This window comes from Streptomyces sp. NPDC004051 (assembly GCF_053604275.1).
The window spans coordinates 25,480-44,741 of record NZ_JBSGHG010000020.1 but is presented as its reverse complement, the minus strand read 5'-3'; the positions used below and the strand labels follow the sequence as shown (position 1 = coordinate 44,741).

Annotated in this window: 18 protein-coding genes; 4 read left to right on the top strand and 14 right to left on the bottom strand. The window is 71.1% G+C overall.

Annotated features, from left to right (window positions below; genetic code table 11):
• Positions 1–126: 126 nt before the first annotated feature.
• The 7 genes from ACWEQO_RS20970 to ACWEQO_RS20940 form a co-directional block, all read right to left on the bottom strand.
• Positions 127–462: a TcmI family type II polyketide cyclase gene (locus tag ACWEQO_RS20970; protein ID WP_361457733.1), complete on the bottom strand. Its 336-nt coding sequence runs from the start codon at positions 460–462 to the stop codon at positions 127–129.
• Between the two features lie 28 nt (positions 463–490).
• Positions 491–970, bottom strand: a complete 480-nt coding sequence (locus tag ACWEQO_RS20965) for an SRPBCC family protein (RefSeq protein WP_361457730.1) — start codon at positions 968–970, stop codon at positions 491–493.
• Position 971: 1 nt separating this feature from the next.
• Complete coding sequence (locus ACWEQO_RS20960; protein ID WP_452984786.1) at positions 972–1,232, bottom strand: acyl carrier protein; 261 nt, start codon at positions 1,230–1,232, stop codon at positions 972–974.
• A gap of 28 nt (positions 1,233–1,260) precedes the next feature.
• Positions 1,261–2,517, bottom strand: coding sequence for a ketosynthase chain-length factor (locus ACWEQO_RS20955; RefSeq protein ID WP_452984785.1), 1,257 nt, complete (start codon positions 2,515–2,517; stop codon positions 1,261–1,263).
• Entirely contained in the window at positions 2,514–3,782 is a 1,269-nt protein-coding gene (locus ACWEQO_RS20950; protein WP_452984784.1) for a beta-ketoacyl-[acyl-carrier-protein] synthase family protein, read from the bottom strand. Before ACWEQO_RS20950 ends, ACWEQO_RS20955 begins: the two co-directional genes overlap by 4 nt.
• Positions 3,779–4,261, bottom strand: coding sequence for a cupin domain-containing protein (locus ACWEQO_RS20945; protein ID WP_361457718.1), 483 nt, complete (start codon positions 4,259–4,261; stop codon positions 3,779–3,781). The genes ACWEQO_RS20950 and ACWEQO_RS20945 overlap by 4 nt, the downstream gene beginning before the upstream one ends.
• A gap of 68 nt (positions 4,262–4,329) precedes the next feature.
• Positions 4,330–5,487 carry a SchA/CurD-like domain-containing protein gene (locus ACWEQO_RS20940; protein WP_452984783.1) on the bottom strand — a complete coding sequence of 386 codons (1,158 nt, stop codon included), beginning with the start codon at positions 5,485–5,487 and terminating at the stop codon, positions 4,330–4,332.
• Between the two features lie 248 nt (positions 5,488–5,735).
• On the opposite strand from ACWEQO_RS20940, the gene ACWEQO_RS20935 reads away from it, so the two are divergent.
• The gene (locus tag ACWEQO_RS20935; RefSeq protein WP_361457715.1) at positions 5,736–7,391 is read left to right on the top strand and encodes an FAD-dependent oxidoreductase; all 1,656 of its coding nucleotides are present in this window, start codon (positions 5,736–5,738) and stop codon (positions 7,389–7,391) included.
• 22 nt (positions 7,392–7,413) lie between these two features.
• Here the strand turns inward: ACWEQO_RS20935 and ACWEQO_RS20930 are convergent, their stop codons facing one another.
• Positions 7,414–8,388: a hypothetical protein gene (locus ACWEQO_RS20930; RefSeq protein ID WP_361457712.1), complete on the bottom strand. Its 975-nt coding sequence runs from the start codon at positions 8,386–8,388 to the stop codon at positions 7,414–7,416.
• A gap of 197 nt (positions 8,389–8,585) precedes the next feature.
• Entirely contained in the window at positions 8,586–10,031 is a 1,446-nt protein-coding gene (locus ACWEQO_RS20925) for a glyceraldehyde-3-phosphate dehydrogenase (RefSeq protein ID WP_361457709.1), read from the bottom strand.
• 219 nt (positions 10,032–10,250) lie between these two features.
• Between ACWEQO_RS20925 and ACWEQO_RS20920 the strand changes: the two genes are divergently transcribed.
• Positions 10,251–10,655 carry an SseB family protein gene (locus ACWEQO_RS20920; protein WP_361457706.1) on the top strand — a complete coding sequence of 135 codons (405 nt, stop codon included), beginning with the start codon at positions 10,251–10,253 and terminating at the stop codon, positions 10,653–10,655.
• 4 nt (positions 10,656–10,659) lie between these two features.
• Here the strand turns inward: ACWEQO_RS20920 and ACWEQO_RS20915 are convergent, their stop codons facing one another.
• The 5 genes from ACWEQO_RS20915 to ACWEQO_RS20895 form a co-directional block, all read right to left on the bottom strand.
• Positions 10,660–11,049 carry a MarR family winged helix-turn-helix transcriptional regulator gene (locus ACWEQO_RS20915; RefSeq protein ID WP_452984782.1) on the bottom strand — a complete coding sequence of 130 codons (390 nt, stop codon included), beginning with the start codon at positions 11,047–11,049 and terminating at the stop codon, positions 10,660–10,662.
• A 68-nt stretch (positions 11,050–11,117) separates the two neighbouring features.
• Entirely contained in the window at positions 11,118–12,149 is a 1,032-nt protein-coding gene (locus ACWEQO_RS20910; protein WP_452984781.1) for a LacI family DNA-binding transcriptional regulator, read from the bottom strand.
• Positions 12,146–13,036, bottom strand: coding sequence for a carbohydrate ABC transporter permease (locus ACWEQO_RS20905; protein ID WP_452984780.1), 891 nt, complete (start codon positions 13,034–13,036; stop codon positions 12,146–12,148). The genes ACWEQO_RS20910 and ACWEQO_RS20905 overlap by 4 nt, the downstream gene beginning before the upstream one ends.
• Positions 13,033–14,010 (bottom strand): carbohydrate ABC transporter permease, encoded by a 978-nt coding sequence (locus ACWEQO_RS20900; RefSeq protein ID WP_452984779.1) that lies wholly within the window; start codon positions 14,008–14,010, stop codon positions 13,033–13,035. Before ACWEQO_RS20900 ends, ACWEQO_RS20905 begins: the two co-directional genes overlap by 4 nt.
• A complete protein-coding gene (locus ACWEQO_RS20895; RefSeq protein WP_361457694.1) occupies positions 14,007–15,323 on the bottom strand; it encodes an ABC transporter substrate-binding protein in 1,317 nt (438 codons plus the stop codon). Before ACWEQO_RS20895 ends, ACWEQO_RS20900 begins: the two co-directional genes overlap by 4 nt.
• A 184-nt stretch (positions 15,324–15,507) precedes the next feature.
• Here ACWEQO_RS20895 and ACWEQO_RS20890 point away from each other — a divergent pair, with 184 nt between their 5' ends.
• Positions 15,508–17,529 carry a beta-galactosidase gene (locus ACWEQO_RS20890; RefSeq protein WP_452984778.1) on the top strand — a complete coding sequence of 674 codons (2,022 nt, stop codon included), beginning with the start codon at positions 15,508–15,510 and terminating at the stop codon, positions 17,527–17,529.
• 112 nt (positions 17,530–17,641) lie between these two features.
• Positions 17,642–19,201: a glycoside hydrolase family 53 protein gene (locus ACWEQO_RS20885; protein WP_452984777.1), complete on the top strand. Its 1,560-nt coding sequence runs from the start codon at positions 17,642–17,644 to the stop codon at positions 19,199–19,201.
• Positions 19,202–19,262 lie beyond the last annotated feature (61 nt).

The window sequence follows — 19,262 nt, the reverse complement described above, 5'->3', positions numbered from 1 at the left end:
ACGCCGCTTCGCCGGGTGCCGTGACACCGCGGCCCACCCGGGTGCTCCGCACACGGCTCAGCCCCGAGGCCGCCGGCTCCGCGGCGTGCGCGGCAACGGCGGCCTCGGGGCTGTCCGGTCGCCCGCTCAGGAGCCGGCGTCGCGCTCCCAGTGGTAGAAGCACTGCGCCATGGCGTCCTTGGGGCCGCGCCAGGTCGCGGGGTCGTACGGGCTGACGTACGCCTCCAGCCGTTCACTGATGCCGCGGAACTCGGGGTGCCCGGCCGCCTTCGCGATGGCGGGCGCCGGGTCCTGCTCGGATTCGATGAGGTGCAGGTACACGTCGTCACCGAACTGGAAGAGCCTGCGGCGGTTCACCCCGATCAGGTGGGGGAGCTCGCCCCGGTCGGAGGCGGCGAACACGTCGGCGATCTTCGGCGCCGAACCGGGCGCCATACGGGCGACGATGAGAGCGTGGTGCATCGACGGTCCTTTCCGGGTGGGCCGGCGGTCAGCCGGACGTGACGGACGCGCCCTTGCGGTCGCGGGCGGCCTGCTCGATCCGGTCCCGGATGAGCGCCATCTGCGTGCGCGAGTTGCGGTTGATGTTGTCCGTCATCCAGTCGTCGTCGACCGGGGCGTCGGGCTTCATCGCGAAGTCCTGGGTCCAGCGCATCCGGACACCGTCCGGGAGCTCCTCGTACTCCCACAGGATGTCCATGTGGGCGAAGGGCCCCGTTTCGACGCGACGGGCGCGCACGGTCCGGGCGGCGCGGTCGGGGGTGCGCTCGGAGACCCAGCTCCACACCTTCCCGTTGTCGTCCGGGTGCATGGTCAGCCGGAACGTCGTGGTGTTCCCCTCACGGGAGAGCACCTCGACGGACGCGTACTCGCTGAACAGCTGCGGCCAGTTCTCGAGGTCGTTGGTCATCTCCCAGACGAGGTCGAAGGGAGCGTCGACGGTGATGCTGTTCTCGGTGTGTCCTGTCACTTCAGGCTCCAGCCTTGAGGGTGCTGTTGACGAGGTCGAGGAACTCCCGGGGCGTCCTGCAGCGCTCCGAGTCGGGGGGAAACGAACCGCTGTACCGGTTCTCCAGCTCGCCCACGATGCCGAGCAGGCCGAGCGAGTCGAGTCCGAAGGAGTCGAAGGGGGACTCCGCGGCCTGCCTGAGGTCCTCGGGGTCGACGGTGATGCCGGCCGCCTTCTTCATCAGGGCGGCCAGTTCGTCGAAGGTCACTTCGGTGGTGATCATGGGTTGTCTGCTCCTTCCCCGCCCGGCGCTACCGGGCGGATTCGCCACCGCGGCGCACGACCAGCGCCGCGTTGGAGCCCATCAGTCCCCTGCTGAGAACGAGGGCCGTGCGCAGCTCGGCGGGCCGAGCACGTGACATCACCAGGTCGAGGTCGTGGCAGATGTCGGACACGTTGGGCGTGGGGGGCACCTGGCCGTGTTCCATGGCGAGCACCGCGGCCACCGTGTCCAGCACGGGCGCCGCGCAGTGTGCCCGGCCGAAACCGGTCTTGGGCGCCGTGACGGGCACCCGTGTGCCGTGCGTGCCGAGCGCGTCGGCGATCGCCAGCGCCTCGGCGCGGTCCGCCTCCGGGACGCCCATGGCGTCGGCGAACACCACGTCGATCTCCTCCGGGGCCGCGCCCGCCTCGTCGAGGGCGCCGCGGATCGCGCGGGCCAGCCCCTCCCGGGACTCCTCCCAGCGGGAGGCGCCGGTGAAGGTGGCGGCGTGGCCGGCCACGGTGGCCCGCACCGGCGCCCCGCGTCCGCGGGCACGCTCCTCGTCCTCGACGACGAGCAGGGCGCCGCCCTCGGCGGGTACGAACCCGCAGGCGTGCGGGGTGAACGGACGGTAGGCCAGGTCCGGGTCCTCGGCGGTGCTGAGCTCGGGATAGCCGAGCTGGCAGACCATCGAGTAGGGGGCGAGGGGTGCCTCCGCGGCGCCGACGATCATCGTGTCGGTGCCGCGCCGGACCGCCCCGGCGGCGTGCGCGAGGGAGTCGAGCCCGCCGGCCTCGTCGCTCGCCACCACCCCGCACGGGCCCTTGAAGCCGCCGCGGATGGAGATCTGGCCGGTGCTCGCGGCGTAGAACCAGGCGATGGACTGGTAAGGACCGACGAACCGCGGGCCCTGCCCCCAGAGTTTCTGCAGTTCCCGCTGCCCGAACTCGCCGCCGCCGGAACCGGCCGCGGTGACCACGCCGATGGAGAACGGCTCCGCGGGGTCCCCGCTGCCGAGCCCGGCGTCGTCGAGGGCGAGGGCGGCCGCCGCCATCGCGAAGTGGCTGAACCGGTCGGTCTGGACCAGGAAACGGTCCTCGATGAGGTCCGTCGCGTCGAAGGCCCGGACCTCGCCCGCCACCCGCAGCGGCAGGTGCCCGCAGCCCTCGCGGGTGATCCGGTCCAGCACGCTGATGCCCTCGCTGACGGACTTCCAGTAGGCGTCGGTCCGCAGCCCGTTCGGCGCGATCACCCCGATGCCGGTGACGGCCGCGCGGCGGGGGCGCTGAGTGCGCTGAGTGCTCATCGGATCCTCCCACCCGGTTCGGTCAGCAGCACCGCGGACTGGAAACCGCCGAATCCGCTGCCGACGGAGAGCACGTTCCTCAGCCTCCGCGGACGGGCGGTGCGCGGCACGTAGTCCAGGTCGCACTCGGGGTCGGGGGTCTCGTAGTTCGCCGTCGGCGGTACGACCTGGTGTTTCAGGGCGAGCACACAGGCGACCACTTCGATCGCGCCGATCGCGCCGAGCGAGTGCCCCACCATCGACTTGATGGAGCTCATGGGCGTCTCGTGGGCGTGGGCGCCGAGGGACCGCTTCACCGCGGCCGTCTCGTGCCGGTCGTTCTGCCGGGTACCGGAACCGTGCGCGTTGACGTAGTCGATCAGTGTGGGGTCGAGACGGGCCTGGTCGAGCGTGCCGTCGATGGCCCGCGCCATCTCCAGACCCTCGGTGGTCAGACCGGTCATGTGGTAGGCGTTGCCGTACGTGGCGTACCCGCCGATCTCGCAGTGGATCTCCGCGCCGCGGGCCCGGGCGTGCTCGTACTCCTCGAGGACGAGGACCGCCGCGCCCTCGCCCATCACGAAGCCGTCGCGGCGGGCGTCGAACGGCCGGGAGGCGTGCTCCGGGTCGTCGTTGTTCGGCGAGGTCGCCTTGATGGCGTCGAAGCAGGCCATCGTGATCGGCGAGATCGGGGAGTCCGACGCCCCGGCGATGCAGACGTCGGCCCGGCCCTCGGCGATGGTGTGGAAGCCGTAACCGACCGCGTCGAGGCCGGAGGTGCAACCGGTGGAGACGGTCTGCACCGGGCCCCGCGCGTCGAACCGCTCGGCTACGACCGAGGCGAGGGTGCTCGGCTGGAACGCCATGTGCAGGTTCGGGTCGGCCTGCCGATGGTCCACGTCCCAGCGCTTGCCGTGCTCGCTGACCTGCACGTAGTCATGCTCCAGCCGGGTGGTGCCGCCGACCGCGCTGCCCAGCGACACCGCGGTGCGCCAGGGGTCGCCGGTGGCGGCGTCGAGCCCGGAGTCGCGGACCGCCTCGTCGGCGGCCACCGCGGCGAACTGGATGTACCGGTCGGCGTGCTGGCACAGATCAGGGTCGAGGCCGTGGGCGAACGGGTCGAAGTCGCACTCGGCTGCTATTCGGGAGCGAAGACCGCTCGGATCGAACAGGGTGATGCCGCGGGTCGCGGTGCGGCCGGCGGCGAGCAGATCCCAGAACGCCGTCGCTCCGGTGCCGCCGGGAGCGACCACACCGATACCGGTGACGGCCACTCGCCGGGTCATGTGATGGCCTCACTGCGATCGGCCGGCCGCCCCTGTCCCGGACCGGACGCACCCGGCCCGCCCACGGTCAGCTGGGGACCGGCCAGGGAACCGGCGTTCTCCTCGGTGTCGACGTGACCGAGACTCGGGTGCGGGGCGAGCGGACCCAGGTGGAACACCATGCGGGCCTCGGCGTCGGAGACGTTGCGGAAGCGGTGCCGCATGTCGATCGGGATCATCAGCCCCTGATCGGCCCGGAGCGCGAACGGCTCCCCGTCCAGGTCGACTTCGAGGGCGCCGCTGACGACGTAGACGAACTCCTCGGAGTACGGGTGGTAGTGCTCGCCGATGCGCTCGCCGGGCTGGATGACGGCCAGCCCCATGAAGCCGCTGGTGGAACCGACCGTGGCCGGGGTGAGCAGGGTTCTGAGATCGCCCCCGCGCCGTCGGTTGGGTTCCGTCTCGCTCAGGTCCACGATGCGTGGATGCTGTTTGGACATGGTTGGTACCTCCGGGTGTGGCGGGAACGTCCGGACGCGCGGGCCGCGGACGTCCCCACGGTGTGCCGTCAGGAGTCCGCCGCGCTGCGGTCGGCGACGGCCAGCATGTCGGCGTGCGACAGCAGCCGGTTGATGTTGCGCTCCGAGTCCAGCGGGCCCTCGACGCCGACCGCGGCGCCGTCCAGGAGCCGCTCCAGCTCCGCCGCTTTCCCCGCGCCCTTGATGCCGAGCGCCGCGAGGGGGTCGAGGTCGAGGTCGCCGGTGGCGTCGATCAGACGGACCACGACCTCGTCGCGCTGGAAGACGGTGCTCGAGTACACCGGTCCGTCCGGCTCGTCGGCCGCGGCCTCGTCCTGTCGGGAGAGGAACCGGGCCAGTTCCTCCCCGCGGCCCTCGACGGCCGGGTAGTACAGTGCGTGCCGCCGCAGCCCCGCGGGCCGGGGCCCGTTCCTGTCGACGTGGTGCACGGCGGGGAGCGCGGCCCTGGTGGAGAACACCCGCGCGGAGCCGGGGTCACCGAGATTGCGGGCGTACTCCAGATGGGGGTTGACGGCCTCTTCGACCGCCCGTGCCTCGGGCTGCTCGGCCACGTGACGCAGCGCCGTGGCCAGGTCGCCCTCCACCTCGACGGTCCGCACCACGCGGTTGCCGTGCATGAACACGGAGGTGCGGCGCAGTCGCGTGCTGTCGTCCAGCGCGGCTTCGGGGGACGCGTACCCGGCCAGGTGCTTCGCCACCTTGGACTCGGTGCCCGGCTTGACGGTGAAGGTGAGGGCGTGCCGGGCCACACCCTCGCCCACGCGGGCCTGCGCCTGGAGGTCCGCGGCGGCCTGCCCGGTGAGCGGCCGGCCGTCCCGCATCTCGCGCAGGACGCTGTAGCGCATCGACCGGGTGTCGCGCACGCAACTGTGCAGCGGGCGGACGGTCTCGATGTGCTCCTCGCTGTTCACCCAGGCGAGGAAGGGCGGGGCGCTCTCCCACTCGCTGGTGATGAGCCACTGCGAGGGGTTCTCGATGGACTGGCAGAGCTGGTCACTGATGTGACCGGGGACGGACGCGATCATGCTGCTCATGTGCTCGTACGCGTCGAGGAACTGCTCCTGGGCCCCGTCGTACAGATCGAGCATCAGGATCACCCGCAGCCTGGAGCCGTCGAACGCCGACTGCGGTATGCGTCCCGCCATAGGTCCCGTCGTGCGGTCCGTCGTGCGTCCCGTGGTGGTCATCCGGCGCACCTCTCCTCATTCTTCACGGAAGGTTCTTGACTGGAGGTCGGGAACGGCCGCCGCATCCGAAGGTCCGGGGTCGCCCTGCATCGATCGTCGACGCGCCCGGTGATCCGCGCGAGCGCCACGGGGCAGGTGGGTGAACCCCGCGTCAACCGGGTGCCGCCAGGACGCGGGACGGCCCGTACCGGGCATGGATCCGGCGTCCTTTCCCACCGCCCGTCGCGGGCGACGCTGGAGGCAGTTCAATGAACCGTTCGGAAACGGCCGACGAGATCGGCCACCGCACGCCCGTCCTGATCGTCGGCGGCTCCCTGGTGGGCCTGTCCATGTCCGTGTTCCTGGGACGTCTGGGAGTGCCGCACACGCTCGTCGAACGTCACCCGGGCACGTCGATCCACCCGCGCGGGCGCGGGAACAACCTGCGCACCATGGAGCTGTACCGGGTGGCCGGAGTCGAGCAGCAGATCAGGGAGGTCGCGTCGGTCCTCGCGGACAACCACGGGATCATGCAGACGCCGAGCCTGGTGGAGGGGGACGGCGAGTGGCTCTTCAAGGAGATCGACCCCGGCGGCGGGCTGGCCCGGTTCAGCCCCGGCGGGTGGTGCCAGTGCAGCCAGAACGACCTCGAACCGGTGCTCCTGGCGCGCGCCCGCGAACTCGGCGGCGACCTGCGCTTCGCGACCGAGATGATGTCGTTCGAGCAGGACGGCGACGGTGTGACGGCGCGGGTCAAGAGCCGGGAGACCGGCGAGCACACCACCGTCCGGGCGGACTACCTGGTCGCCGCGGACGGCCCGCGCAGCCCTGTCCGGGAGCGGCTCGGCATCGGGCAGAACGGACCGGGCGACCTGTTCCACAACGTGAGCGTCACCTTCTCCTCCCGCGACCTCGCGGCCATCGTCGGCGACCGGCGGTTCATCCTCTGCTACCTCACCGGCCCGGAGGCCGACGGGGCGCTGCTCCCGGTCGACAACGCCGAGAACTGGGTGTTCCACGCCCCCTGGCACCCCGAACACGGCGAAACCTTCGAGGAGTTCACCGACGAGCGGTGCGTCGCCCACATCCGGCGGGCGATCGGAGCCCCCGACCTCGACGTCAAGATCACCGGCCGGGCCGCCTGGCACGCCGCCGAACGGGTCGCCGAACGCTACGCCGACGGCCGGGTGTTCCTCGCCGGTGACTCGGCCCACGAGATGTCGCCCACCGGGGCGTTCGGCTCCAACACCGGCATCCAGGACGCGCACAACCTGGCCTGGAAACTGGCCGCGGTCCTCGGCGGCTGGGCGGGGCCCGGACTGCTGGACTCCTACGACGCCGAGCGCCGTCCGGTCGCGGAGGCGACCAGCGCCCGCGCCTCGAACCGCTCGGCCGAGCACAGCCACCCCGGCTACACGCCCGCGGCGGGCGCCGGCGGCAAGGGCCCGAAGGGCGGAATCCTCAACGTGGCGCTGGGCTACCGCTATCCGCGGGGCGCGGTCCTCGGCGGCGACCCGACGGCGCCGGTCGTCCCCGACGGTCTGCAGCTGACGGGGGAGCCCGGCAGCCGGGCCCCCCACCTGTGGCTGGACCGCGCCGGCGCCCGCGTCTCCACCATCGACCTCTACGAGCGGTCACTGGTGCTGCTCAGCTCCGAGGACGGCGCCTGGCACGCCGCCGCGGAGCAGGTGGCGAAGCGCCTGTCGGTGCCGCTCGACTCGTACCGGATCGGCAGCGGTCCGGCCGCGGACCTGACGCCGGACGCCGACGTGGACTGGGCGCAGGCCCACGGCGTCACCGAGGACGGCGCGGTCCTGGTCCGCCCCGACGGGTTCGTGGCGTGGCGCTCCGAAGGGGCGGCCCCGGACGCCGCGACGGCGCTGCACGACGCCGTCGCGGCGATCCTGGACCGGCGACAGGACTGAGGAGGGGCGTGGAGCGGAGGCGTCAGGCTCCTCCGATGCCGCCCTGCCGCCCCCGCTCCGCCTTGGCCTGGTGCTGTTCGAACCGCTGGACCGCCGGCCCGTCGTCGTTCCACGGCCACGGGGTCACCGTGCCCTGAAGCGCCTGGAACACCGGGTACGCGTCGGCGGCCCGGCCGGCCGCGCACAGCGCGTACGCCAGCACGTTCAGATCGGCCTGGGCCGCCGCGTGCTGGAAGAAGCCGGGCTTGGCCCAGAGGGAGGCGGCCTGCTCCAGTGAGGCCGCGATCTGTCCGCCCTCCCACAGCTGACCTGCCGTCATGGCCCGGACACCGCCCTGCGCCACCAGTCCCTGGTACTGCCGCACGGCCGCGGTCACCTCGATCGCGGCGCACGGCGCGTTGGCCGGTATCCGGGCGCGCACCACGTCGATGAAGTCGAGGACGGCCGCACTCGAACCGCCTTCCTCCGGCGACAGATGGGCGAGCATCTGCAGGTACGCCTCACGGTGCCAGCGGTCGCGTGCGGTGGCCTCCCGCCAGATGGCGTTGACCTCGCTCTGCGCGTACCGCTCGATCCGGGCCATGCCGAGCAGGGTCACCCAGGGCAGCGGATCCGCCGGATTCAGCTCCGCGGCCCGATGGCACTGGTCCACCAGCTGCCCCGCGTCCTCCAGATGCCTGTCCCGCAGGCCGCGGGCCAGGCCGGTCCTGGAGTGGAACATCAGAGCGTCGGGGTTCTCCGGCTCCTTGGCCAGCCAGGCGGACGCCAGATCCGACCCCGACTCGACCGTCGAGTCGGCCAGTACGGAGACACGGTGGCCGCGTCGGTCCCAGTCGCTCCCGGTCTCCTTGAGAAGCGTGGCGACGAGTGTCACCTCCGCCTGCTTGACGCTCCCACCGCGCTTGTTCACCTGCTTGAGGACGCGCGCGAGGTCGGCGTCGTCGAGGGCGGGGACGATTCGGGGACGTTTGGCGGTACGACTGCTGAAGAGGGACATGCCCGCAGACTAGGAACTTTATCGAGCCGGGCAACCGGTACGAGACGATCGTTACCGATCCGGCTCTCTGGGTCACGTTCTGCGTCCGTCGGTCCGGCGCAGGGGGCCCGAGCAGGGCAAACGCCGGCGGGGGCGGGGCCGGACCGCTTGCCGGTCCCGCCCCGCCCTGTCCGTCCGTCAGTCCGTCAGAGCGTCCGTCAGGGAGCCGGTGCCGGGAAGGTCGGGTACTCCACGCCGGAGACGTACTGGACGACCCGGACGACCTGGCAGGAGTAGCCGAACTCGTTGTCGTACCAGAGGTAGAGGATCGCGTTGTCGCCCTCGACCTTGAGGGCGCCGGCGTCGACGATCGAGGCGTGCCGCGAGCCGATGAAGTCGCTGGAGACCGCGTCGGGGGCGCTGGTGAAGTCGATCTGACGCTTCAGCGGCGAGGTGAGCGACACGTCGCGGAGGTGGTCGAGGACCTCGGCGCGGCTGGTCGCGCGGCCCAGCTGGAGGTTGAGGATCGCGATGGACACGTCCGGCACGGGGACCCGGATCGAGCTGCCGGTGATCGTCGCCTCGAGGTCGGGCAGCGCCTTGGCGACGGCGGAGGCGGCACCGGTCTCGGTGATCACCATGTTCATCGGCGCGGAGCGGCCCCGGCGCTCGGACTTGTGGTAGTTGTCCAGCAGGTTCTGGTCGTTGGTGAACGAGTGGACGGTCTCCACGTGGCCGCGCAGCACGCCGTACTCGTCCGCCATCGCCTTCAGCGGCGGGACGATCGCGTTGGTGGTGCAGGAAGCGCAGGACAGGATCTGCTCGTCCGGCTTGAGGGTGTCGTGGTTGACGCCGTGCACGATGTTGGGCACGTCGCCCTTGCCGGGGGCGGTCAGTACGACCTTGTCGATACCGGGGCGCAGGTGCTGCGAGAGGCCCTCGCGGTCGCGCCACTTGCCGGTGTTGTCGATGAGGATGGCGTTCTTGATGCCGTACGCCGTGTAGTCCACCTGCGCCGGGTCGTCGGCGTAGATCATCTTGATCGTGTTGCCGTTGGCGACGATCGTGCCGGCCGCCTCGTCGACGGTGATCGTGCCCTGGAACTGGCCGTGCACCGAGTCGCGGCGCAGCAGCGAGGCCCGCTTGACGATGTCCTGTTCACCGCCCCGGCGGACCACGACGGCACGGAGCCTGAGGCCGTTGCCCGAGCCCGACTTCTCGATGAGCAGGCGGGCGAGGAGCCGGCCGATGCGGCCGAAACCGTAGAGGACGACGTCGCGCGGCTCACGGCGGTCGATCTTGTTGGCGCCGGTGGCGCCTGCCACGGCCTCGGCGGTGAACTCCGCCACCGACAGTCCCCGGTCGTCGCTCCGGTAGGTCGCGGCGAGCAGGCCGAGGTCGATCTGGGACGGACCGAGGTCGAGCGTGGTGAGGGCCTGGAGGAACGGCAGCGTCTCGGTGACGGAGAGTTCCTGGCCGGCGATCTGGCGGGCGAAGCGGTGGGTCTTGAGGATGGAGACCACCGACTTGTTCACCAAGGAGCGGCTGTGCAGCAGGACGGTGACGTCCCGCTCGCGGTGCAGCTTCCCGATGATCGGGATCATCGACTCCGCGATTTCCTCGCGGTGCTTCCAGTTGGTGAACGAGTCTTCGTTGACAGTCACAGGATTATCTTTCGAGCTAGGCGGCGCTCATATGATAACCATGCGGGTCAAGGGGGTCTCAGGGGGTGTCCTTCCGGCCTCTCGGGGGGTGTTCTTCCGGCAGGGTTGCGTTCCGTGCGATCGGGTACGCGTGCAGGACCGTGCCCGGAGCGGATCTTGTTCCGATCACCGATCCGGTCCGGGGCGGTCCGTACGACCACCGCTACGAGGGAAACAGCCATGGAGACACCCGCGCACGAGAACAACGGACCCACGCCCGCCCAGCGGGCTCTGGACGCTCTCTCGGAGAACACCGAGGACACGGCGGCTCTGGACGCCCTCGCCAACAGTGACGTACTGATCCCCGTGCCCGACGACACGGGCGACGAGGCGGCCGCCGACCCCGGCGCCGTCGCGCTGCCGGTGATGGAACAGCCGGACGGCATCCAGGTGGTGCCCGTGTTCACCTCGGAACTGGAGATGTCGGGACTGCTCCCGTTCGTCTCCCGCTACCGTCTGGTACCGCTCGGCGCCCTGGCCGCGCAGTGGCCGGCCGACGAGCTGTCCCTCACCATCGACGGCAGCTCCGAACACCGCCTCACGCTGACCTCCGAGGGGGTCCGCACCCTGCTGGCCCGTCCTTAGGAGGTCATCGGCCCAGCGCGCGGGCGAGGGCCGCGCGCTGCAGGGGCAGTACCTCGGCATGCAGGGCGCGGCCCTTCTGGGTGAGCGTCACGTACACGCCCCGCCGGTCCTCCGCGCAGACGCTCCGGGCGACCAGGCCGTCCCTCTCCAGCCGGGCGATGAGACGGGACAGCGCGCTCTGGCTGAGGTGGATCCGCCCGGCCAGGTTCTGCACCCTGCACTGCTCGCCCTCCGCGGGCGGGGAGGACGTCAGGAGGTCGAGCACCTCGAAGTCGGAGGCCCCCAGGCCGTACGGATGCAGCGCGCGGTCGATCTCGCCGAGGGTGCGCGCGTGCACCGACAGGATCTCCCGCCACCGCTCCTCGAGCCGCGAGTCCACCGCCTCAGCTGCCATGGGTGAACGGTAGCACTTGTTGGTTTTTCAACGAACCTGTGCGTTCCCGTCGGTGGCCGGGACCGGCACTACGTCGACCCGCGCTTCACCAGTTCCGTCGGGAGGATCACCGTGGCCGGGTCCTCGCCGCCGATCCGTGCCAGCAGGACCCGCACCATCTCGGCGCTGATGCGGTCCCAGGGCTGGCGGATCGTGGTGAGGCCGGGGCTGGCGGCGACGGCGGCCGGGGAGTCGTCGAAGCCCCCGACCGCCACGTCCTCCGGTACCCGGCGCCCCGCGCGGTGCAGCGCCGTCAGCACCCCCTGCGCCATCAGGTCGGAGGCGACGAACACGGCGTCCATGTCCGGCGCGCGGGCCAGCAGCCGCTCCGCGCCCGCCTCACCGCTGGCCCTGCTGTAGTCGCCGGAGACGACGAGCCGCTCGTCGGCCTCGAGACCGGCCTCGGCGAGCACCTCCCGGTACCCGGCGAGGCGCTCCACCCCGCCCGGGGTGTCGAGCGGTCCCGTCACCGTGCCCACCCTGCGCCGGCCCAGGTCCAGCAGATGACGCACCATGTCGCGGGCGCCGTCCCGGTCGTCCGCGGCCACGTAACTCACCTTGGAGCCCAGCCCGATCGGTTTGCCGCACGCGACCAGCGGCACGCCCGCCGCCCGCAGCTCCTCGGCCACCGGATCGCCCGAGTGACTGGAGACCAGCAGCACCCCGTCCACGTGTCCCGCGGTGATGTACCGCACGATGCGCCGCCGTTCGTCCCGCGTCCCGGCGATCATCAGCAGCAGCGGAATGTCGTGCGCGGCCAGCGCCTGCGTACAACCCCGCAGCAGGACGTTGAAGTTGGGGTCCTCGAAGAACCTCTCCTGGGGCTCGGTGAGCAGGAAGCCCACCGAGTCGGAGCGGCCGGTGATCAGTGAGCGGGCGTGCCGGTTGACGACGTAACCCGTCTTGCGGATCGCGGCGTCGACCGCCCGGGCCGCGGCGGGGCTGACGTAGTGGCCGCCGTTGAGCACCCGCGAGACGGTGCCGCGCGAGACACCGGCCTCGCGCGCCACGTCGTGGATCGTCGGCGGCTTGCGCCTGCCCCCCGTGTTGCTCATGGTCATGACTTTACGGCCCCGGAGAGCAGGTCCAGGCTCCAGAACCGCTGGATGACCAGGAAGAGCGCGATCAGCGGGAAGACCGCGAGGAACGCACCCGTGATCACCAGGGTGTACAGCGCGGGGGTGTTGGCGCCCTGTTCGAGGAGCGTGTACAGACCGAGGGTGATCGGGAACTTCTCGTCGTCGCTGAGCATGATGTACGGCAACAGGAAGTTGTTCCAGACCGCCACGGACTGGAACAGGAAGACCGTCACCAGACCGGGCGCCATCATCGGCAGCGCCACCCGGGTGAAGATGCGCCACTCGCCCGCGCCGTCCATCCGCCCGGCCTCCACCACGTCCGCCGGCACCGCGGCCGCGGCGTAGATCCGCGCGAGGTAGACCCCGTAGGGGGAGAGGATCTGCGGCAGCAGCACGGACAGGTAGGAGTCGGTGAGATCCGCCTGCGCCAGCAGCAGGTACTGGGGGACGGCGAGGATCACCGGAGGCATCAGCACACCCGCGAGCAGCACGTGGAACAGCGCCTCGCGGCCCCGGAAGCGGTAGACCGCCAGCGCGTAGCCGCTGACCGCCGACACACACGTCGACAGCAGTGCGCCCAGACCGGCGTACAGGGCGGAGTTGCCCATCCACTGCCAGTAGACGCCGCCGCGGTAGGCGCCGAGGTCGGAGAGGTTCTCCGCGAAGCCGGTGCCGGGCCGGAACGTGAAGGTGGAGAACAGTTCCGAGCCCGACTTGGTGGACGCGACGACCACCCAGACGACCGGCAGCAGGCAGTACAGCGCGCCCAGCAGCAGGGTCACGGTCGGGATCAGCGCGGTCCGGCGGCGGCGTGCCGGACCGTGGGCGGTGGTGCCGGCCGCAGGCTCGGGCAGGGCGGGGGAGCTCATCGCGCGGCCCCCTGCCCGGTGCGCCGGTTCCCGGCCCTCAGGAAGCCGAAGGACAGCACCAGGGTGGCGAGCGCGATGATGGTCGCCTGGGCGGCCGCCGCGTGCAGGTCGCCGTTGCCGAAGGCGTCCTGGTACACCTTCATCAGCGGACTCCAGGTGGTGGACACGGAGTTGGTGAGCGGCTTGAGGGTGGTCGGTTCGTTGAACACCTGGAGCGTCGCGATGATCGAGAAGAAGAAGGTCAGCACCAGCGAGGGCGCCACCATCGGGATCTTGATCCGCAGCGCGATCTGCAGCGGGCCGGCGCCGTCCAGCTTCGCCGCCTCGTACACCTCGGCGGGGATCGCCCGCAGCGCGGTGTAGACGACGATCATGTTGAAGCCGGTGCCGCCCCAGACCGCGATGTTCGACAGCGCCAGATACAGCGGGCCGCCGTCCAGCAGGTCCGGCTGCGGCAGACCGAGCCGGTCGAGCACGAAGTGGAAGGGGCTCACGTCCGGCAGGTAGAGGAAGCCCCACAACAGGGCCGCCACCACACCGGGGACGGCGTACGGCAGGAAGATCGCGAGCCGGGTGAAGGGAGCGAGCCGCACCTTCTCGGAGTCGAGCATCAGCGCGAACAGCAGCGCCAGGCCCAGCATGACCGGTACCACGATGCAGCCGTAACCGAGCACGCGCAGCGCGCCGCCGAGCAGTTCGCTGTCGGACAGGGCGCCGGTGTAGTTCTCCAGACCGGCCCAGACCTCCTCACGGGCGCCCGCCCCCAGCCCTAGACCCGAGACCCGCACCTTGCGGAAGCTGAGCCAGAGGGCGTACCCGATGGGCAGTGCGAAGAACAGGAGGAACAGGAGGATCGCGGGGACGAGGAAGAAGTAGGGGGCGCTTCGCGCTCGTTCGAGGGTGGCGGTGGGAGACGGGTGTGCGTACGGGGCCCTCTTGGCCCCGGACGACGTCCGGTGGACCGGGGACCTCACTCCGCGACCCCGAAGCCCTGCTTCTTCAGGTCGGCGACCGTGTCCGCCTGCACGGTGTCCAGGGCGGCGGTGAAGTCCGACTTGTTCTTCGCGGCGGCACCGAAGGCGTCCTTGAACGTCGTGTAGGCGACGTTGACGTTCGGTCCCCAGGCGGAGGGCGCGGTGGTCTTCGCGATCTCGGCGGCCTTGTCGTAGAAGTCGGGCTGGTTGGAGAAGTACTCGGGCGGGCTGCTGAAGGCGCCGCTGAGCTGGGCCGAGGTGGAGGCCGGGTAGATGCCGCTCTCCTTCGCCAGCGCGTTGAGCGCATCGCCGTCGGTGTTCAGCCAGGCGGCGAACTTCGCGGCGGCGTCCTTGTTCTTCGAGTCCGTGGTCACGGCGGTGGAGGAGCCGCCCCAGCTGCCGGTGCTGCTCTCGCCCTCGTCCCACTGGGGGAGCGGGGCCATGGCCCACTTGCCCTTGGTGTCGGGGGCCGCCGTGGTCAGGGTGCCCGGCGCCCACACGGCGCTCACCCACGCTATCTGCTTGCCGGTGTTGAGCGCCTTGTTCCAGGCCGGGGTGTACATCGGCTGGTTGTCGACGGCGCCCTCCGCGACCAGGCCGCCCCAGAACTCGGCGACCTTCCTCGTCGCCTCGTCGTCGATGCCGACCTTCCACTTGTCACCGGAGGTCGTCCACCACCGGGCGCCGGCCTGCTGGGCGAGGCCCGCGAACAGTCCGGAGTCGCCGGCGGAGAAGGTGGTCAGGTCCTTGTCGGGCGCCGCCTTCTTCAGCTTGCGCGCGGTCTTCGCGAACTCGTCCCAGGTGGCCGGGACGGTGAGGCCGTACTCCTCGAACAGGTCCTCGCGGTAGTAGAACATCATCGGCCCGATGTCCTGCGGGACCGCGTAGACGGCGTCCGTGCCCAGCGTGGTCTGCTGCCAGACGCCCTCGGCGAACCTGCTCTTCGCGTCGCCCACCGTGTCGCCGATGTCGGCGAGCGCGTCATGGCTGACCAGGGTGGGCAGCGCCTGGTACTCGGCCTGCACCAGGTCGGGCGCCTTGCCGGCCTTGTGCGCGGTGAGGATCTTGGTGACCAGCGTGTCGCCGGACGCCTGCTTCTTCACCGTGACGGTGATCTGCTCCTTCTTGCCCGGCCCCTCGTTCCACAGGTCCACGACCTTGTCCATGCCGGGGGCCCAGGTCCAGTACGTCAGTGAGACCGGACCCGACCGGGCCTCGCCGTCGTCGGACGAGCCACAGGCGGCGAGTGCGGAGGCGCCGAGCGTGACGGCGACGGCGGAACTCACGAGGCGACGGCGCTTCGTGTACGGCATGGATCTCTCCCCTGACCTGGGGCCTCCGCCCGATGCGAAGACCAGCCATGCTTCTGTGAGCGTTCACAGTAGAGAAACAGATCGGACACTTGTCAATGGTTGTTGCTGTGCGGTTATGTTGGCTTCGCGCCGCCGAGAATGTGTGTGCACGTTCTCAGAACATCGACACATCGGGAGAGAATCCATGCCGGAGACCACCCCCAGGGGCCTCACCGGGCTCGCCTTCGGTGGGGACTACAACCCCGAGCAGTGGCCGGAGACCGTCTGGGAGGAGGACGTCCGGCTGATGCGGGAGGCCGGCGTCACCATGGTGAGCGCCGGGATCTTCTCCTGGGCCCTGCTGGAACCCTCGCCCGGCGTGTACGACTTCGGCTGGCTCGACCGCAGCCTGGACCTGCTGCACGAGGGCGGCATCCGCGTCGACCTCGGCACACCCACCGTGGTGCCCCCCGCCTGGTTCTACCGCGCCCACCCCGAAGCGCTGCCGGTCACCGCGGACGGTGTACGCCTGGAGTTCGGCTCCCGCGGCGCCATCTGCCACAGCAACGCCGACTACCGGGCCGCCGCCGCGAACATCACCACCCGGCTCGCCGAACGCTACGGCGACCATCCGGCGCTGGCGATGTGGCACGTCCACAACGAGTACGGCGTCCCCGTCTCCGCCTGCTACTGCGACTCCTGCGCCGCGCACTTCCGCCGCTGGCTGGCGTCGGTCCACGGCACCGTCGAGGCCGTCAACGAGGCCTGGGGAACGGCCTTCTGGGGCCAGCGCTACTCCTCGTTCGCGGAGATCGACCCGCCGCGCGCGACCCCCACGGTCGGCAACCCGGCGCAGGCGCTGGACTACCGGCGGTTCGCCGACGCCACGATGCGCGAGAACTTCACCGCCGAGCGGGACATCCTGCACCGCCTGACGCCCGGCGTCCCGGTGACCACGAACTTCATGACCGCCCTCAGCCAGTGCGACTCCGTCGACTACTGGGCCTGGGGCCGGGAGGTGGACCTCGTCACCAACGACCACTACCTGATCACCGACGGCCGCCGCACCCACGTCAACCTCGCCATGGCCGCCGACCTCACCCGCTCCGTCGGCGGCGGCGCCCCCTGGCTGCTGCTCGAGCACTCCACCTCGGGCGTCAACTGGCAACCACGCAACCCCGCCAAGGCACCCGGCCAGATGGCCCGCAACTCCCTCGCCCACGTGGCCCGCGGTTCCGACGGCGCGATGTTCTTCCAGTGGCGCCAGTCCCGGCGCGGCGCCGAGAAGTTCCACTCCGCGATGCTGCCGCACGGCGGCACCGAGACCCGTGTCTTCCGTGAGGTGACCGAACTCGGAGCCGTCGTCGGCTCGTTGGCGCCGGTCCGGGGCACCCGCACCGAGGCCGACGTGGCCGTGGTGTGGGACTGGCAGTCCTGGTGGGCACAGAGCCTCGACTGGCGCCCCAGCGAGGACCACGACGCCCGCGAACGCGCCGACGCCTACTACGAGGCCCTCTACGACCACCACCTCACCGTCGACTTCGCCCACCCCGAAGCCGACCTGTCGGGGTATCCCCTCGTCGTCGTACCGGCCCTGTACCTGATGACGGAGGCGGCCGGGAACAACCTCAGGGAGTACGTCGAAGGCGGCGGCACCCTCGTCGTGTCGTACTTCTCCGGCATCGTCGACGAACACGACGCCGTGCACGAGGGCCCCCACCCGGGCGCCCTGCGCGACGTCCTCGGCCTGACCGTCGAGGAGTTCTCCCCCCTGCTGCGGGGCGAGCGGGTCCGCCTCACCGGCCCCGGCGGAGCGGAACTCGACGCCGACGTCTGGACGGAGTTCGTGGTGCCGCGGGGCGCCGAGACCGTGTGGACGTACGCCGACGGCCTCACCACCGGCCGTCCCGCCGTCACCCGGCACCGCCTCGGCGAGGGCGCCGCCTGGTACGTCTCCACCCGGCTCGGCGCCGAGGGCCTCGCCGCGCTCCTCGGCCGGGCCGCCGAGGACGCCCGGATCGCCCCGCGCACCGACCTGCCCCGCGACGTCGAAGTGGTGCGCCGCACGGGCGAGTCGGGCACCTTCCTGTTCGCGGTCAACCACACCGCCACCGACGCCGAGGTGCCGCTGGACACGCCCGGCACCGAGCTGCTGACCGGTGAACGCGCCGCGGACCGCCTCCCGGTCCCGGCCGGAGCCGTCCGGGTCGTACGACTCGACGCCTGAGCCACGACTCCCCTCCGCCCGCGTGAACACACCGCCCGCGGGCGGAGGGGGCCCCACTCCCTCCCCGGGCGCGGGGCACCCCCTCCCCACGTCGAAGGGACGACGAACACCCATGTTCCATCCCAGACGCACACTCCGGGCCCTGCTGCTGCCGCTCGCCGCGGGACTCTCCCTCACCGCACTGCCCGTCCAGACCGCGACCGCGGCGAGCACGCTCACCAACGGGGGCTTCGAGACCGACGGTTCGGGCACCGCCACCCCGGCCGGCTGGTCCGAGTACGGCGCCACGGCCGCCTCGTACACGGAGTCCGGCGGCCGTGGCGGCGGGCACCGCCTGTCCCACTGGTCCTCCTCCGCCTACAAGGTCGAGACGTACCAGTACCTGTCGGGCCTGACCAACGGCGACCACAGACTCACCGCCTGGGTCCGCTCCGGCGGCGGCCAGAACGCCGCCCACCTCGCCCTGAAGAACTGCGGCGGCACCGAACAGCGCACCGATCTGCCGGTGTCCGACTCCGGCTGGATACGGATCGTCGTGCCGGTGAGGGTGACGAACAACCAGTGCACGATCAGCGTCACCAGCGACGCGAACGCGGGCAACTGGATCAACGTCGACGACCTGACCTTCACCCCGGGCGCCTCCGGCCTGACGATCAAGGGCGCCGACATCTCGTCCCTGCCCAAGAGCGAGGACCGGGGCGGCGTCTACCGGACCGCCTCCGGCGCCGCCGGCGACGGCGTCGCCATCCTGAGATCCGCCGGAATGAACTACGCCCGGCTGAAGGTCTGGGTCGACCCGGCCGACGGCTACCACGACAAGGCGCGCGTCCTCGCCATGGCGAAGCGCGTCAAGGCCCAGGGCATGAAACTGCTGGTCGACTTCCACTACTCGGACACCTGGGCCGATCCGGGCAAGCAGACCAAGCCCGCGGCCTGGTCGGGGCACTCCTACAGCCGGTTGAAGACGGACGTGTACCGGCACACGTACGACGTCCTGAGCGCCCTCGAGGCGCAGGGCACCACGGCGGACATGGTCCAGGTCGGCAACGAGATCAACGGCGGCATGCTGTGGAACGAGGGCTCCACGAGCAACTGGACCCAGCTCGCCGGACTGCTCAACTCCGGCTACGACGCGGTCAAGGCGGTCAGCCCCTCCACGGTCGCCGCCCTGCACCTCGCCGAGGGCGGTGACCTCGACGGCACCCGCTGGTGGTTCGACAACGCGGTCTCCCACGGCGTGAAGTTCGACGCCGTCGGCCTGTCGTACTACGGCTACTGGCACGGCACCCTGCACGACTTCCAGACCACCCTGGACGACGCGGCCGCCCGGTACGGCAAGCCGGTCTTCGTCGCCGAGACGGCCTACCCGTTCCGCCTGGACAGCGAGGACGGCCACGAGAACATCATCGACCTCGCCGAGGAACTCGTCCCCGGCTATCCGGCCTCCCCGGCGGGGCAGACCCGCTGGATGAACGACGTGGCGAGCATCGTCGAGGCCGTCCCGAACGGACGCGGCCTCGGCGTCTTCTACTGGGAGGCCACCTGGATCGCCCGTACCGGCAACGGCTGGGACCCGGCCGACCCGGCCTCCGGCAACGGCTGGGAGAACCAGGCGCTGTTCGGCTACGACGACCGGGCGCTGCCCGCGACGGCGTGGTTCCGCCACCGGTGAGTCCCCGAGTCCCTGAGTCCCTGAGTTCCTGAGCCGCGGCGGGGCCCGGCCGCACGAGCGG